Origin of the sequence: Arthrobacter cheniae, assembly GCF_003602275.1 — a bacterium.
GTDB lineage: Bacteria > Actinomycetota > Actinomycetes > Actinomycetales > Micrococcaceae > Arthrobacter_D > Arthrobacter_D cheniae.
On the sequence record NZ_QZVT01000014.1, the window covers coordinates 35,897 to 50,130 of the forward strand.

Below are 14,234 nucleotides of genomic sequence, written 5' to 3' on the forward strand. Positions count from 1 at the left end.
CCAATGAGCTAGGAGAACGACGATGGACCTGATGAGACTGGGCGATGCCGGACGGGAAGTACCGGCCGTCCGGGTAGGAAGCACCTACTACGACCTGCGCGGACTGGCACCGGACATCACCGGGGCCTCACTCGGAGCGGGCCTCATCGAGCGCGTGCGAGCCGCCCTCCGGGATGGTTCCCTGCCGGAACTCGAGGGCGCCGGGTCCCTGCGGGTGGGGCCTCCGCTCACGGGAATCGGCGCCGTCGTCTGCGTGGGCATGAATTATGCAGCGCACGCTGCCGAGACCGGCGACCAACCGCCGGCCGCACCGATCATCTTCTTCAAGCACCCGAACACCGTCGTCGGCCCGAACGACGACGTCGTCATCCCACCCGGGGCCGAGAAGGTCGACTGGGAGGTGGAGCTGGCAGTGGTGATCGGCAAGCGCGCCTCCTACGTGCAGAGCCACGAGGAAGCGCTGGAATGCATTGCCGGTTTCACCATCAGCAATGACGTGTCCGAACGCGACTTCCAGATTCGGCACTCCGGCGGCCAGTGGTCGAAGGGCAAATGCGCCCCCACCTTCAATCCGCTCGGCCCCGCGCTGGTCCCCGCCGCCGATATACCGGACCCCCAGTCGCTCCGGCTGTACTCGAGCGTGAACGGCGAGGAACGGCAGAACTCCACGACCGCCGACATGGTCTTCAGCGTGGCCGAGATCATCCGTGACCTGTCCCAGTACATGGCACTTGATCCCGGGGATGTCGTCAACACCGGAACACCGGAAGGCGTAGCTCTCTCGGGGCGGTTCCCGTATCTGGCGCCCGGGGACACCGTGACTCTCGGCATCGAAGGACTGGGCGAGCAGCACCAACAGATGGTGGCGCACTGACGCAAGGAACATCTACGGCGAACCAGCTCGAACACACGGGCTGCCCCGCTTCCTGAAGCAGGCAGCCCCTCCCGGCCTGAAGGGACAGCGAGAGCACCTGCTGGCGCTGCTCTGGAACGGGGCGTCACCTTTTCGGCGCCCGAACCCTTGACCCAATGTCGGAAAGCGATTACCGTTGCCGGAAATGGAACAGAGTTCCATTTTCGGCCAGAGGTCGGTTCTGCGGAGGATTCTGATCCTGCTGCGGACGTCTTGGTCGAGGCGCGATGAGGCGCCCACACGCGTGGGCTCGACGAAGAGGATTCACATGCAGCGCACCAAAGTATTCACTGTCCTGGCCTTTTCCTCCGTAGCAGTGCTCGGACTGAGCGCCTGCGGTTCCGGGGGCGGCAATGACGCCGGCCAGCAGTCCGCAACGGTTCTGAAGGTGGCATTCAATCAGAACGCCACCCACCCCCAGGCTGTGGCTATCACGGAACTCAGCGAAAAGCTCAAGGAGGCCACCGATGGAGCCTATGAGCTCGAGCTCTTCCCTGACGAGCAGCTGGGCTCGCAGGCCGAAACGCTGGAACTGGTGCAGTCTGGTGCGGTCGACATGGCCATCGTCGCCGGACCGCTCCTGGAGGCGTTCAACCCTGACTTCTCGGTCCTGAACCTTCCCTACATCTACGATTCACCCGAGCACCAGATGTCCGTCCTCAATGATCCCGAGATCACCGGGGACCTGTACGACTCGCTGACCGAGTCGGAGCAGATCTCCGTGATCGGCGCGTACCACGGCGGCGTCCGCAACGTGTACACGACGGATGGTCCCGTCGAGACGCCCGCTGATCTGGCAGGGCAGAAGATCCGCGTCATCTCGTCCGACACGAACGTCTCCATGGTCGGACTCATGGGCGGCGTCGGGACTCCCATGCCGCAGGGCGATGTCTACACAGCGATCCAGTCGGGCGTACTCAATGGTGCGGAGAACAACGAGCTCATCTTCGCCGACCTGGGTCACTCCGAGATCGCTGCGTTCTACTCCTACACGAAGCACCTCATGATCCCCGACTACCTCGTGGCCAACCCCGCCGTGCTCGAGGCCTTCAGCGAGGACCAGCGCGCGGACCTCGAATCGCTCTTCACCGAGTCGGTCGACAGCGAACTGGCGTCCTTCGACGCGAAGGTCACCGAAGCCAAGAAAAAGGCGGAGGACTCGGGGGCGACGTTCCACGAAGCAGATGTCGATGCCTTCCGCGAAGCGGTCGCCCCCTTGCTCGAGGAGAAAATCAGCAACGACGTCACCACGGCCATCTTCGACAAGATCGAGGCGGCGCGCTGAGCGCCTGACCATCACCGGAGATAACTGACATGACCAAGCTGAAACAGGCGGTTGATTCCGTCCTGCGGGCACTCTGCATCGTGCTGTTCGCGATTCTCGTGCTCCTCGTGTGCTGGCAGATCTTCACCAGGCTGGTGCTCAATGACCCGAGCGTCTGGTCGGAGGAAGCCTCGCGGTACACCTTCATCTGGCTCAGCCTCATCGGTATCTCCGTCGCCACGGGGGAACGCGCCGACGTCGCAATCGATCTTCTCGTGAAGAAGCTTCCCGTCGCGGCCCAGCGCTGGGTGACTGCGGTCGCCTACCTCTCGGCCATCAGTTTCGCGACAGTCTTCATGGTCTACGGCGGCTACCTGAACGCGAAGCTCTCATGGAACCAGGCCAACCCGGTTCTGCCGGTGACCCAGGGCGTCCTGTATCTGGCAGTCCCGGTCGCGGGCGTGCTGCTCACCTTCTACCTCTGCTACCACTTCGTCCGCATCGTGCTGGCGAAAGAGGACGCAACCGCTCCTGAAGAGATGCAGGTCGAGCTATGACAGACGCTTTGACAGTCGCCACGATGCTCATCGGCGGAATGGTGATCCTGCTCGCCATCGGCGCTCCCATCAGCATCAGCGTGGCCCTGCCGTCGGCAATATCGATGGTGTACGTCCTCGGGTTCGAGGACGGTGCCCTCGCTTCGGCCCAGAGGATGTTCAACGGCGTGAACTCGTTCGCGCTGCTGGCTATACCCTTCTTCATCCTGGCCGGCGTCATCATGAACAACGGGGGGATAGCCATCCGGCTCATCAACCTCGCGAAAGTGCTCGTCGGCCGCACCCCTGCCCCCTTGGTGCAGACCGGTGTCCTCGCGAGCATGTTGTTCGGTGCGGTCAGCGGGTCGGCTGTCGCCACCGCTGCGGCCGTCGGTTCCACCACCGCTCCCATCCAGGCGAAGCAGGGCTACGACCCGGCGTTCAGTGCAGCGGCGAATGTAGCAGCTGCACCCAGCGGTCTGCTGATCCCACCCAGCAACACCCTGATCATCTACGCCCTCGCCAGCGGAGGCACCTCGGTCGGCGCTTTGTTCCTGGCCGGATACGTCCCCGGCATCCTGTGGGGTCTGACCTGCATGACCGTCGTGTACTTCTACGCTCGGCGCCACCCCGAACTGAAGGCCGAGAGGTGGACGCGGCCGCGGGAAGCACTCATCATCTTCCTGCAGGCCCTGCCCGCACTGAGCCTGATCGTCGTCGTCATCGGCGGCATCGTCTCCGGCTTCTTCACACCGACCGAGGGGTCAGCGGTCGCGGTCGTCTATGCACTGCTTCTCTCCTTCATCTACCGGAGCATCAAGGTCAAGGACCTGCCCGGCATCCTCATGAATGCCGCCCGCACCAGTTCGGTGGTCATCTTCCTGATCGGTGTCTCCACGATCATGTCCTTCGTGATGAGCTTCACGCGGATCCCCGCGCTGCTCGCCGACAGTCTCTTCGGCTGGACCGACAGCAAGGTCGTGGTGCTGCTCATCATGATGATCGTGCTGCTCATCATCGGCATCCCCCTGGACGCAACTCCGGCGATCCTGATCTTCACGCCGATCTTCCTGCCCATCGCGGTCAGTTACGGCGTGGATCCCGTGCACTTCGGGATCATGATGGTGTTCAACCTGTCGATCGCGGTGATCTCCCCGCCCTCGGCCCCCGTGCTCTTCGTCGGGGCCCAGGTGGCCAACGTGGACATCGCACCGGTGGTCGCCAAGCTCCTGCCGTTCATGGGAGTCCTGGTCATCCTGCTCCTCATCATCACCTTCGTCCCCGAACTGTCCCTGTGGTTGCCGAGGCTCCTCGGATTCCTGTGACAGCACGGCCCCTCTCCCCCGCATCCCGCTCAGCTACCAACGAGGATCTCCTATGCATGTGCTGTACTCAACGAGTCCCGACCAGATCCCAGCCCTCACCTCTGACGATCTGCGGCGCAGATTCCTTGTCGAGGACCTGTTCGCCGACGATCAGGTACGGGCTGTCTACTCCCACGGGGACCGGGTCGTGCTGGCCGGGGCAGCGCCGGTCAACGGCCCGCTGTCACTTCCGACCTTCCCCGAACTGCGTGCCGACCACTTCTTCGAGCGGCGCGAGGGAGGAATCATCAACGTCGGCGGTCCCGGTTCCGTGACCGTCGACGGTGAGTCGTACGCCCTGGCCCACGGTTCCTGCCTCTACGTGGGGCGAGGTGCGCAGGACCTGGAATTCGCCTCCGATGGAACCGATCCGGCCCGCTACTACATCTTCTCCGCGCCCGCCCACACCACCTTCCCGACGACGTTGGTCGAAGCCGGCGCCGGCACGGTACGAGAGCTCGGAGACCAGTCGACGTCGAACCGACGCACGCTGAACCAGTACATCCATGAGAACGGCGTACGCAGCTGCCAGATCGTCATGGGAGTGACCACCCTGCATTCCGGCAGCATGTGGAACACGATGCCTGCCCACACCCACGACCGGCGCATGGAGGCATACCTCTACTTCGACCTCCCGGAAGAAGCACGTGTCGTACACCTCATGGGTGAACCGACCGAAACGCGTCATCTGATCGTCGGCAACCAACAGGCCGTCATCTCACCCAGCTGGTCCATCCACTCAGGCGTGGGCTCGGCCAGTTATTCCTTCGTCTGGGCGATGGCCGGAGAAAATCAATCCTTCGACGACATGGATCACGTCGCCATCACCGAACTGCGTTGACCGACCATGGACGTAACACCTCCCAAGGAAAGACGGTCATGGTAGAAAAAGTTGTCGCTCAGATTGTCCGCTCCGCACCCAGTACCAGCGAGAAAACCTTGATCGTCCTGGAAGCTGCGCTGGAGCACGCTCGCTTCAGCGAGGTCGTAGCCGCTACGGGATTCCCGAAAGCTACGGTCCATCGACTGATCTCGACGTTGGTCGACCGCCAGTTCGTGACGATCGACGCCCACGGCAACTACCTGCCCGGGCCATCCATCCTCGCCATGGCGGGTCGGGCCCTGGAGCGCATCGACATCTCCTCCATTGCGCAACCCTTTGTCGACCACCTCGTCGACACCATTCATTGCACGGTCCACATGGGTGCCATCAGTGGTGACTCCGTCATCTATATCCTCCGCAAGGACTCCGACAAGCCCTACCAGATGCCATCGAGGGTCGGGCTGTCCGTTCCACTCCACACCACAGGAATCGGCAAGGCGATCCTTGCCACCTACGACGACGAGACGGTGGAACGCATGCTGAAGCGCGCCGGGATGGTGCAGCTTACTGATGCGACCATCACCAATGTGCAGGATTTCAGACGTGAGCTGGAGGACGTCCGCCGCAGGGGTACCGCCCGCGATCGCGGCGAGAACGTGCCGGGGATCGCCTGCATCGCCGCGCCGGTCCATGATCACACCGGTGTCGTCCGGTACGGACTGAGTATCTCCACCCTGTCGATCGAACATTCCGATGAGCAGGTGGAGGCGATGTCCGGCAGCCTCCTCGCATCAGCCGCAGCCATTTCCGAGGCCCTCGGCTATCGGGGCCCGCATCCCGAGCCCGCCCCCTCCCCCCTTCTACAAGGAGCAACCCCATGACCGCTGCAACCTATACGGGCGCACGAACCTTCACGACTGCCGAGCCGACGGTGGGCCCGCCGGGACCCGGACAGGTGCAGATCGCCGTCGCCTACACGGGTCTGTGCGGTACGGATCTGCATATCTTCCACGGAGACATGGATGCACGGGTGACCATGCCGGCAGTGATCGGCCATGAGATGTCGGGAACCATCGCCGCCATCGGTGAGGGGGGCGCCGGCTGGTCGGTCGGCCAACCCGTGACGGTCATGCCCACGCTCTCCTGTGGCTCATGCCCGGCGTGCCGCCGGGGAAACACCCACATCTGCCACAACCTGAATTTCGTCGGCATCGACTCCGAGGGCTCCATGCAGAACTCATGGAACGTCCCTGCCGACATCCTCGTCGCCCTACCCGAGGGCCTGGCCCTCGATGAGGCGGCACTGATCGAACCGACTGCCGTCGCCGTGCACGACGTCCGGCGGTCCAAGCTGGTCGCATCGGATTTCGTCGTCGTGATCGGCGGCGGCCCGGTCGGTCAGCTCATCGCCTCGGTGGCCCTGCAGCAGGGCGCCCGGGTGGTGCTGGTCGAACTCGATCCCGGCAGGAGGGAGACCGCCAAGGGCTTCGGCATCATCGCGATCGATCCCCGCGAGGAGAACCTCGTCGAGTACGTCCTGCGGGAGACGGACGGCGCGGGAGCCGACGTGGCCTTCGAAGTCTCCGGGGCAGCGGCAGGCGTCAATTCGGCTGTCGAAGTCCTGACCACCCGGGGACGGCTCGTCATGGTGGCGATCCACCCCAAGCCGAAGGAAATCGACCTCCACCGGTTCTTCTGGCGTGAGTTGGAGATGTTCGGTGCCCGCCTGTACCAGCGCGAGGACTTCGAGGAAGCCGTGCGCCTCGTGGCCAACGGCGCCATCCCCGCCCGCCAGCTGATCTCCCGGGTCGTGGCACTGCAGGACGTCGAGGAAGGGTTTCTCTCCCTCGAATCCGGCGGAGTCATGAAGGTCCTCGTCGATTGCCGCGAGGTGACGGCATGAGCACGACGAGTCCTTTCGACCTGAGTGGGAAGACTGCCGTCGTCACCGGAGCCCGGCGAGGTATCGGGATGGCGATGGCCGTAGCCCTCGCCGAAGCAGGAGCCGACATCATCGGGGTCTCCGCGAACCTCGAGGCCGAAGGGAGCGCCGTCGGACATGCCGTCACAGCGCTCGGGCGCAGCTTCACGGCGATGCGCGCGGACTTCGCGGACCGTGCCGCGGTACATCAACTCGCCGCCGACCTGACCGCTGCGGGGCCCATCGACATCCTGGTCAACAACGGTGGCACGATCGCCCGGACGCCCGCAGCGCAGCACCCGGACGACATGTGGGACCAGGTCATCGAGGTGAACCTGTCGAGCCAATTCATCCTGAGCCGGGAGGTCGGCCGGCAGATGCTCGAACGGGGCAGCGGGAAGATCATCTTCACTGCCTCGCTCCTCAGTTTTCAGGGTGGCATCAACGTCCCTGGCTACACCGCGTCGAAATCGGGCATCGCGGGCCTGACCAAGGCGCTGGCCAACGAGTGGGCGCCCCGCGGAGTGAACGTCAATGCGATAGCCCCCGGCTACATCGCCACCGACAACACACAGGCGCTACAGGATGACCCGGACCGGGAACGAGGCATCCTCGAGCGCATCCCTGCAGCGCGCTGGGGACGCCCCGACGACCTCGCCGGCGCCACCGTCTTCCTCGCCTCCCCCGCATCGGACTACATCCACGGCGTCGTTCTCCCTGTCGACGGCGGCTGGCTCGGCCGCTGACGCTTCGCCCCGCCGGCACTCCCTTCCCGCGCACGATTCACACACGAAGGATCCTCCTTGTCTCCGACAGAACACTTGCCGACCGTCATCCAACGCGCTCCGGCGTCACCAATACTGCTGGACACCGGGACCGTAGCGGTGATGCGCGCTCCCCATGCCACGGCTTATGCTCCCGTTGTCGAGGCACTGGTTCGCGGCGGAGTGCTCAGCATCGAGTTGACGCTGAGCACCCCCGGCGTCTTCGAGGAGCTTCCACTGCTGCAGCAACGCTTCGGTGACACCGCCGAATTCGGCGTGGGCACGGTCACCACGGTCGACGAGGCCGTGCGGGCGATCGAAGCCGGTGCAGCCTACCTGGTCACCCCCGTGACCGACACCGCGATCATCGCCGCCGCGGTGCAGCGCGGTGTCGCCATCTACCCGGGAGGGCTGACGCCCACGGAGCTGTTCAACGGATGGGCGGCAGGAGCGACCGCGGTGAAGGTCTTCCCCGCGTCGGTGGTCGGGCCAGGATACGTCTCCATGCTGCGAGGTCCTTTTCCCGGCATCCAGGTCGTCCCCTCGGGTGGAGTCGATATCGACGAAGCCGCCGCCTGGGTGAAGGCGGGAGCCTTAGCCGTCAGCCTCGGTGGTCCTCTGCTCGGGGATGCTTTCAAGGGCGGGGACCTGCGGCGGCTCACCGAACGCGCAACCAGGCTGCGGGACGTTGTCGATGAAGCACGGGCAACGCTGTGAGTGCGTCTCTTCCGGCCCCGTACCTCGTGACTCTCGGGGAGACGATGGCACTCCTCACCGCTCAGCATCCCGGGCCGCTTGCACACGTGTCCTCGATGAGCCTCGGTATCGGCGGTTCCGAATCGAACGTCGCCATCGGCGTGCAACGGCTCGGCGGAAACGCGGTGTGGTGCGGGCGAACGGGAACGGATTCCCTCGGCCAACTCGTTCGGCGCGAGATACGGGCTGAAGGAGTCACGGTTCTCGTCACCGAGGATCCGGACGCACCGACGGGCCTGATGCTGAAGGAACGCCGGACACTGTCCACCCAGAAGGTCAGCTACTACCGTGCGGGCAGCGCCGGGTCCAGGCTGACTCCCGAGGACCTGGATCCATCGATCATCACGGGAGCAGCGATACTCCACCTCAGCGGGATCACGCCCGCGCTGTCCGCTTCAGCGGCGAGTGCTGTCCGCGAGGCCATCGGGATCGCGCGATCGGCAGGGGTTACCGTTTCGTTCGATCTGAACTACCGGGCGAACCTATGGACGGCAGTGGACGCCGGGCGCTCGTACCTCGAGTTGATACCCCTCACCGACATCGTCTTCGCGGGCGACGAGGAGGCAGCGCTGGCCGTCGGAGCCGCAGAGGACCCCGCCGAACTGGCGCAGCGGCTGGCCGAACTGGGTCCCGCACAGGCGATCATCAAGCTCGGCAGCAAGGGGGCAGTAGCGAGCATCGACGGCCAGATACATCACCAGCCCGCGGTACCCATCGAACCCGTGGACACCGTCGGCGCCGGCGACGCCTTCGTCGCCGGGTACCTGGCGGAATTGATGGCAGGTAAGGCCCCGTCGGAGCGGCTCGAGCTGGCAGCAAAGACCGGAGCCTTCGCCTGTCTTGCCTACGGAGACTGGGAAGGACTCCCGACACGCGCCGAGCTGGCCCTGCTCCACCACACCGAGTCGGTCACCCGGTAAGGAAGATCGCCCGCGACTACCCTGCTGCGTTCGAGGGAGTAGCGCGAGCTTCCCTCCTGGGTGCTGGTTGCTGAGGTAGCGCATCGCATCGACGGCGTCATCGAGGGGAAGGTACGTGCGAACTCGCCGGTGCCGACGGCGTCGAGGGTCGTGGGGTAGCCGTCGGGTACGAGTTCGCGGAATTGCCGACGCGACGGGAGAACGCGATTCGGGCGCCAGCTGGCTCTCAGCGCGTGCGCGGGATGTCAGGAGTGAGCGTGCGCTCCGGCAGCTGCCGAGGTGCCCAGGTCGCTTCCAGGAAGAGCGTGGTGGGTGGTCAGGGCTGTCGTCCAGGCGTCCGTGGTGCCGACGGAGGCCCAGTTGGAGTTGAGCAGTGCGAGCAGGGTTGTATGCACGGTCCTGGCGTCAGCGGAACCGGCGTCGTTAGCGATGTTGATCGCGCCGGTGGCGTCGGAGAGAACTTCGGTGGAGAAGCCGAGAGCTTCCGCTTCGACGGCAGAACCGAGGATGCAGTTGTTGGTCATGTAGCCCACGAGGGTGACGGTGTCGACATCGTTCTCGCGCAGCCACCCTGCGAGGTCGGTGTCGGCGTAGACCGAGCCGTATTGCTTGACGACGCTCTTCCACGCGTAGGTGCGCCGGCTCTCGACCTCTGGGTGGAGCTCGAAGCCCGGCGTGCCCGGAGCGAAGACGGGAGCTCCTTCGCCCGCAGTGTGCTGGATGACCGCGATGGGGACACCGGCGGCGGTGGCCGCATCGATGGCCGCGGCGATCTGCGGCAGGGACTGCTCGTGCGGTGGGTACTGGATCTCGAGAAGACCGCTGAAATACTGCTGCTGGACATCGACGAGAACGAGGGCGCGGCGAGGGCTGCTCATGGTGGGGCTTCTCCTGGATCAATGGGCTGACGCACGCCTGGTGGGTGCTGATTCCATCCTCTACGGTGCAACACCTGACCAACAGTGGCACGTATGCCTTTGTACAATGGTTTCGGGCCACCCGGGAGGATGTCTTGTGCATATTGCGGTGTACGCCTTCGATGGCGTGACGATGTTCCATCTGGCCGTTCCGCAGATGGTCTTCGACGAGGTCTCGCGGCAGGGACTCGGAGAGTGGACGACCAGTCTCTTTTCCGACGGTCCGAATTCGATCCGGACGGCGGAGGGCTACCAGCTGGCCGGGGTTGAAGGCCCCGAGGCTGCGGCGAGGGCGGATGTTGTCGTGGTGCCCTCGTGGTTCGATGACGGGCGCGTGCTGGGTGACACCCTGCGGGGCCTGCTGCAGGATGCACACCGGCGGGACGTGACAGTTCTGGGACTCTGTCTTGGTGCGATCGCCGTTGCGGACGCCGGCCTGCTGGCCGGACGTCAGGCTGTCACTCACTGGCAGGCCTTCGCCACTTTGACCGAGCGACACCCGGACATCCTGCTCGACCGCTCCGTGCTGTACATCGACCACGGGGACGTCATGACCTCGGCTGGTACAGCATCGGGCCTGGATGCATGTCTGCATGTTGTGAGGGATCGTCTGGGAGCCGACGCGGCCAACACGGTAGCCCGCAGCCTGGTCGTCGCGCCCCACCGTGAAGGCGGACAGGCACAGTACATCGAGCAGCCCGTTCCACAGCGTTCCTCCGTCGAGCCGATCGCGACCCTGCTCGAATGGGCGCTGGGCAATCTCCGTGAATCGCTCACCGTCGACCGGCTCGCGGAGCAGGCGCATATGAGTCGCCGCACTTTCGTCCGTGCTTTCCGAGCAGCCACCGGGACAACGCCCTCCGCCTGGATACGGTCCAGGCGGCTCGACGCGGCCCGCCGCCTGCTGGAGACCACCGATCGGTCGATCGATCACATCGCCACGGACTGCGGGTTCGGCAACGCCGTCACACTCCGCCAGAACTTCGCGGCCGCCTTTTCAACCACCCCGACCGACTACAGGCGCCGCTTCGACGCCCGACCCCACATACGAAGCCTGCACTGATCGCTACGAGTCAGTCCTCCATCGACTCCGGATCAGTGGTGGTACTGGTGGACGACGGCGTGGCCCTTGCCGCGGCTGATCAGCCAGCGGTTCACGGGTGTCGTGATGATGAAGGCCAACACCAGTGAGGCGGCAAGTGCCGCCCAGAACAGAACGGAAGCAATACCGGCGTCCATGGCACCCGGGATGGTGAGCATCGCGGTGTTGTCGATGACCTCCATCACTGCGATGGAGATGGTGTCCGCTGCGAGGGCGACCTTCAGTGCGTTCCGCCAGGGCACACGGACCCGGAGTACCCCGCGCATCGTCAGTGCGTAACCGAGAACGAACGCCAGCGCGACAGACAGGGCGACCGTCGCCAGGTTGTGTAGGCCCAGGCTCGTGCCGATCACCATACCTAGGACCTCGCCTATAGCGCACCCGGTGAGGCAATGCAGGGTCGCTGTCGCCGCCATCGACCAGGACGTCGCCCATGACCCGCCGTGATGATCGTGGTGGTCGGCATGCATGTTCTCGTTCATCTACTTCTCCTTCAGCCAGCACGCGTCCGATCGCTCGAGGTGCCGGACGCAGCGGCTACCCACTTGCTTCCTATACCCCCTAGGGTTATAAATAGTAGGGCATACCCCTGGGGGGTATCAAGAGTTCAGTACCGTCCCATGAGGAGTTTCCATGTCCGCGAAGTCACCCGCCCCCTCGGGAGCATCCACCACTGCGCATAGTCGGGGTGTCGGTCTCGCACTACTGGTGGTCGCCAGCGCTCAGCTGATGCTGGTCCTCGATGATTCGATTGCGAACATCGCATTGCCGTCGGTCCAGAACGAACTCCGGATCTCCCCAGCGAACCTGCCCTGGGTGATCAACGCCTACATCCTTGCGTTCGGCGGCCTCCTGCTCTTCGGTGGAAGGCTCGGTGACCTCTTCGGCCGGCAGCGGATCCTGCAGATCGGCATCGGCCTGTTCACACTCTCGTCTGGTGTCGCGGCGATCGCGCCGACCGGTCCGGTCCTCATCGCGGCCCGAGCGATTCAGGGACTCGGAGCCGCCTTGACCGCGCCGAATGCGCTGGCTCTGATCGCCACGACCTTCCCCGCCGGCGAAGCCCGGAACAAAGCCCTAGCCCTGTACGGGGCGATGTCGGGCCTCGGCGTGACCGTGGGCCTGCTGCTGGGTGGAGTGCTGACCGGGACGCTCGGCTGGCGGTGGGTGTTCTTCATCAACATCCCCATCGGGCTCGCCCTACTTGCCGGAACCCGGATCCTCGTCGACGCACCCCGACATGCCGGACGACTCGACCTCCCCGGGGCGGTCACCGGCACCGGCGGGATTGCCGCCATCGTCTTCGCCATCATCCACGGAGGTGAGCAGGGCTGGGCCGACCCGATGACACTGATCGCCTTCGGCCTGGCCGCCGTCCTGCTGCCCGCATTCATCATCATCGAAGCCCGCACCACGGACCCGATGCTTCCCCTGCGTCTATTCAGGGACCGCAATCGCACCGGCTCCTACCTCGGCATGCTGTTCGTCAGCTTCGGGCCCATGGGAACCTTCTACCTACTCACCCTCTACATGCAGCACATCCTCGAGTACGGCCCCGTCCAGACCGGACTGGCATGGCTGCCCTTCGGCGCCGGGATCATCCTCTCCGCCGGCTTCGCCTCAAAGCTTGTCCTCCGGATCGCACCCCGGATCGTCGCAGTCGCCGGGATCCTCGTTTCCACTGGCGCCATTCTGTGGCTGTCCACCATCACCCCGGATTCCGGGTACGTACAGCACCTCATGGTCGGGATCTTCGCGGTCGCCGTCGGATTCGGGCTGAGCTTCGTGCCCCTCACTCTCACCGCAGTCACCGGCGTCCGCCCTGAAGACTCAGGCATCGCATCGGCATTGCTGAACTCAACCCAGCAGATCGGCGTCGCTCTCGGCATCGCAGCCCTGTCCACCATCAGCGTCACCACAACAGAAAGCCGTCTCCCGAACGCCCTTGCCAGCCTTCGCGAAGCACGCTCAGCTGGCAATACGGACGCTGCGGCAACCGCCGGCCAAGCCATCGTCGACGGCTACACCACCGCCCTGAGCAGCGGAGCAGTCATCCTCGCCGCCGCCGCACTGATCGTCGCCCTCATGGTCACCGCCCGCCCGCAGCAGGCCGCGGAACGCGCGTGACGCACACTCCTAACTCGGACCCTGAAGGGTCGATTCTTCCCTGCAATGGAGTCCATGGGTGGGGTGGCCGATGGACGGCAGGCACATCCTCGTGGGATGCCCATCGCCAGCAACCCGAGAGGAGATGTGCCCTGCAGGTGCTTCCCAACGCCTGAACATTCCCCGTTCGGTAGCGCTGTTCTGATACCCATCTGATCCCATGACCGACTTCCTGAACAATAGCCACGACATCAGCTAGTCAAACTGATCAGAGTAAGAGCATTAGGATCACCACACGTGGTCAATCTGACCTGGGAAGATCAGGAGGAGAAAGCAATGGCGTCTCGCCGAAATACAACCCCGATTCGGGATGCGATCGACAGAGCTGTCCTCGAAGCCCTCGATGCTGATTCCAGGATGACGATCCTCGCCATTTCTCATCGCACAGGACTTGCTCGAGGTACGGTGCAGGCCCGGCTGGAACGATACGAGCGAGAGAACGCACTGCGCGACCACAGCGTGCGCATCGACCCCACTGCCCTTGGCCTGGGAATTTCGGCCCACGTCGCGGCTGAGCTCGACCAGCACCGGATCGATGTAGCGGTAGAGGGGCTACGAGCAATACCCGAGATCGTAGAATGCCTGGCGCCGGCAGGAGAGACGGACCTGCTCTGCCGGGTCGTCGCACGAGACCCCGATGACCTGTACCGCGTCTCTGAGGAGATCCGGCTCTGCCCGGGGATCCTCCGAACAAGAACCAGCATGTTCCTTCGCCAGCCCATCCCCTACCGGATGAACCAGCTGCTCGCCACCATCACCGACTGAACCTCGGCATCTGCTTCAAGCAG

15 protein-coding genes are annotated in these 14,234 nt (G+C 64.6%); 13 read left to right on the forward strand and 2 right to left on the reverse strand.

The genetic code is table 11. The annotated features are described in order from the left end of the window. Positions 1–22: 22 nt before the first annotated feature. The 10 genes from D6T63_RS17325 to D6T63_RS17370 all read left to right on the forward strand — a co-directional run bounded on the left by D6T63_RS17325 (position 23) and on the right by D6T63_RS17370 (position 9,261). Positions 23–874, forward strand: a complete 852-nt coding sequence (locus tag D6T63_RS17325) for a fumarylacetoacetate hydrolase family protein (RefSeq protein WP_120150408.1) — start codon at positions 23–25, stop codon at positions 872–874. A 307-nt stretch (positions 875–1,181) separates the two neighbouring features. Continuing rightward, positions 1,182–2,198: a TRAP transporter substrate-binding protein gene (locus tag D6T63_RS17330; RefSeq protein ID WP_120150410.1), complete on the forward strand. Its 1,017-nt coding sequence runs from the start codon at positions 1,182–1,184 to the stop codon at positions 2,196–2,198. Positions 2,199–2,227: 29 nt separating this feature from the next. Continuing rightward, positions 2,228–2,734, forward strand: a complete 507-nt coding sequence (locus D6T63_RS17335; protein ID WP_120150412.1) for a TRAP transporter small permease — start codon at positions 2,228–2,230, stop codon at positions 2,732–2,734. Next, positions 2,731–4,038 carry a TRAP transporter large permease gene (locus D6T63_RS17340; RefSeq protein ID WP_120150414.1) on the forward strand — a complete coding sequence of 436 codons (1,308 nt, stop codon included), beginning with the start codon at positions 2,731–2,733 and terminating at the stop codon, positions 4,036–4,038. Before D6T63_RS17335 ends, D6T63_RS17340 begins: the two co-directional genes overlap by 4 nt. A 52-nt stretch (positions 4,039–4,090) precedes the next feature. Then, positions 4,091–4,918, forward strand: a complete 828-nt coding sequence (gene kduI, locus D6T63_RS17345; protein ID WP_120150416.1) for a 5-dehydro-4-deoxy-D-glucuronate isomerase — start codon at positions 4,091–4,093, stop codon at positions 4,916–4,918. Between the two features lie 38 nt (positions 4,919–4,956). After that, the gene (locus D6T63_RS17350; RefSeq protein ID WP_120150418.1) at positions 4,957–5,781 is read left to right on the forward strand and encodes an IclR family transcriptional regulator; all 825 of its coding nucleotides are present in this window, start codon (positions 4,957–4,959) and stop codon (positions 5,779–5,781) included. Beyond that, positions 5,778–6,803 (forward strand): zinc-dependent alcohol dehydrogenase, encoded by a 1,026-nt coding sequence (locus D6T63_RS17355; RefSeq protein ID WP_120150420.1) that lies wholly within the window; start codon positions 5,778–5,780, stop codon positions 6,801–6,803. The genes D6T63_RS17350 and D6T63_RS17355 overlap by 4 nt, the downstream gene beginning before the upstream one ends. Continuing rightward, positions 6,800–7,567: an SDR family oxidoreductase gene (locus D6T63_RS17360; protein WP_120150422.1), complete on the forward strand. Its 768-nt coding sequence runs from the start codon at positions 6,800–6,802 to the stop codon at positions 7,565–7,567. Before D6T63_RS17355 ends, D6T63_RS17360 begins: the two co-directional genes overlap by 4 nt. 57 nt (positions 7,568–7,624) lie before the next feature. Next, positions 7,625–8,302 (forward strand): bifunctional 4-hydroxy-2-oxoglutarate aldolase/2-dehydro-3-deoxy-phosphogluconate aldolase, encoded by a 678-nt coding sequence (locus tag D6T63_RS17365; protein WP_328588687.1) that lies wholly within the window; start codon positions 7,625–7,627, stop codon positions 8,300–8,302. Continuing rightward, positions 8,299–9,261, forward strand: coding sequence for a sugar kinase (locus tag D6T63_RS17370; RefSeq protein WP_235830834.1), 963 nt, complete (start codon positions 8,299–8,301; stop codon positions 9,259–9,261). Before D6T63_RS17365 ends, D6T63_RS17370 begins: the two co-directional genes overlap by 4 nt. Positions 9,262–9,506: 245 nt before the next feature. Here the strand turns inward: D6T63_RS17370 and D6T63_RS17375 are convergent, their stop codons facing one another. After that, complete coding sequence (locus tag D6T63_RS17375; protein WP_120150424.1) at positions 9,507–10,139, reverse strand: isochorismatase family protein; 633 nt, start codon at positions 10,137–10,139, stop codon at positions 9,507–9,509. Positions 10,140–10,275: 136 nt separating this feature from the next. Between D6T63_RS17375 and D6T63_RS17380 the strand changes: the two genes are divergently transcribed. Further along, complete coding sequence (locus D6T63_RS17380; protein WP_182977091.1) at positions 10,276–11,241, forward strand: GlxA family transcriptional regulator; 966 nt, start codon at positions 10,276–10,278, stop codon at positions 11,239–11,241. Between the two features lie 32 nt (positions 11,242–11,273). On the opposite strand, the gene D6T63_RS17385 is transcribed toward D6T63_RS17380, so the two are convergent. Further along, entirely contained in the window at positions 11,274–11,762 is a 489-nt protein-coding gene (locus D6T63_RS17385; RefSeq protein WP_120150428.1) for a DUF4396 domain-containing protein, read from the reverse strand. Positions 11,763–11,913: 151 nt separating this feature from the next. Here D6T63_RS17385 and D6T63_RS17390 point away from each other — a divergent pair, with 151 nt between their 5' ends. Together D6T63_RS17390 and D6T63_RS17395 are read left to right on the forward strand one after the other, a co-directional pair. Then, the gene (locus tag D6T63_RS17390; protein ID WP_120150430.1) at positions 11,914–13,407 is read left to right on the forward strand and encodes an MFS transporter; all 1,494 of its coding nucleotides are present in this window, start codon (positions 11,914–11,916) and stop codon (positions 13,405–13,407) included. Between the two features lie 315 nt (positions 13,408–13,722). Beyond that, positions 13,723–14,211 (forward strand): Lrp/AsnC family transcriptional regulator, encoded by a 489-nt coding sequence (locus tag D6T63_RS17395; RefSeq protein ID WP_120150464.1) that lies wholly within the window; start codon positions 13,723–13,725, stop codon positions 14,209–14,211. The last annotated feature ends 23 nt before the right edge of the window (positions 14,212–14,234 follow it).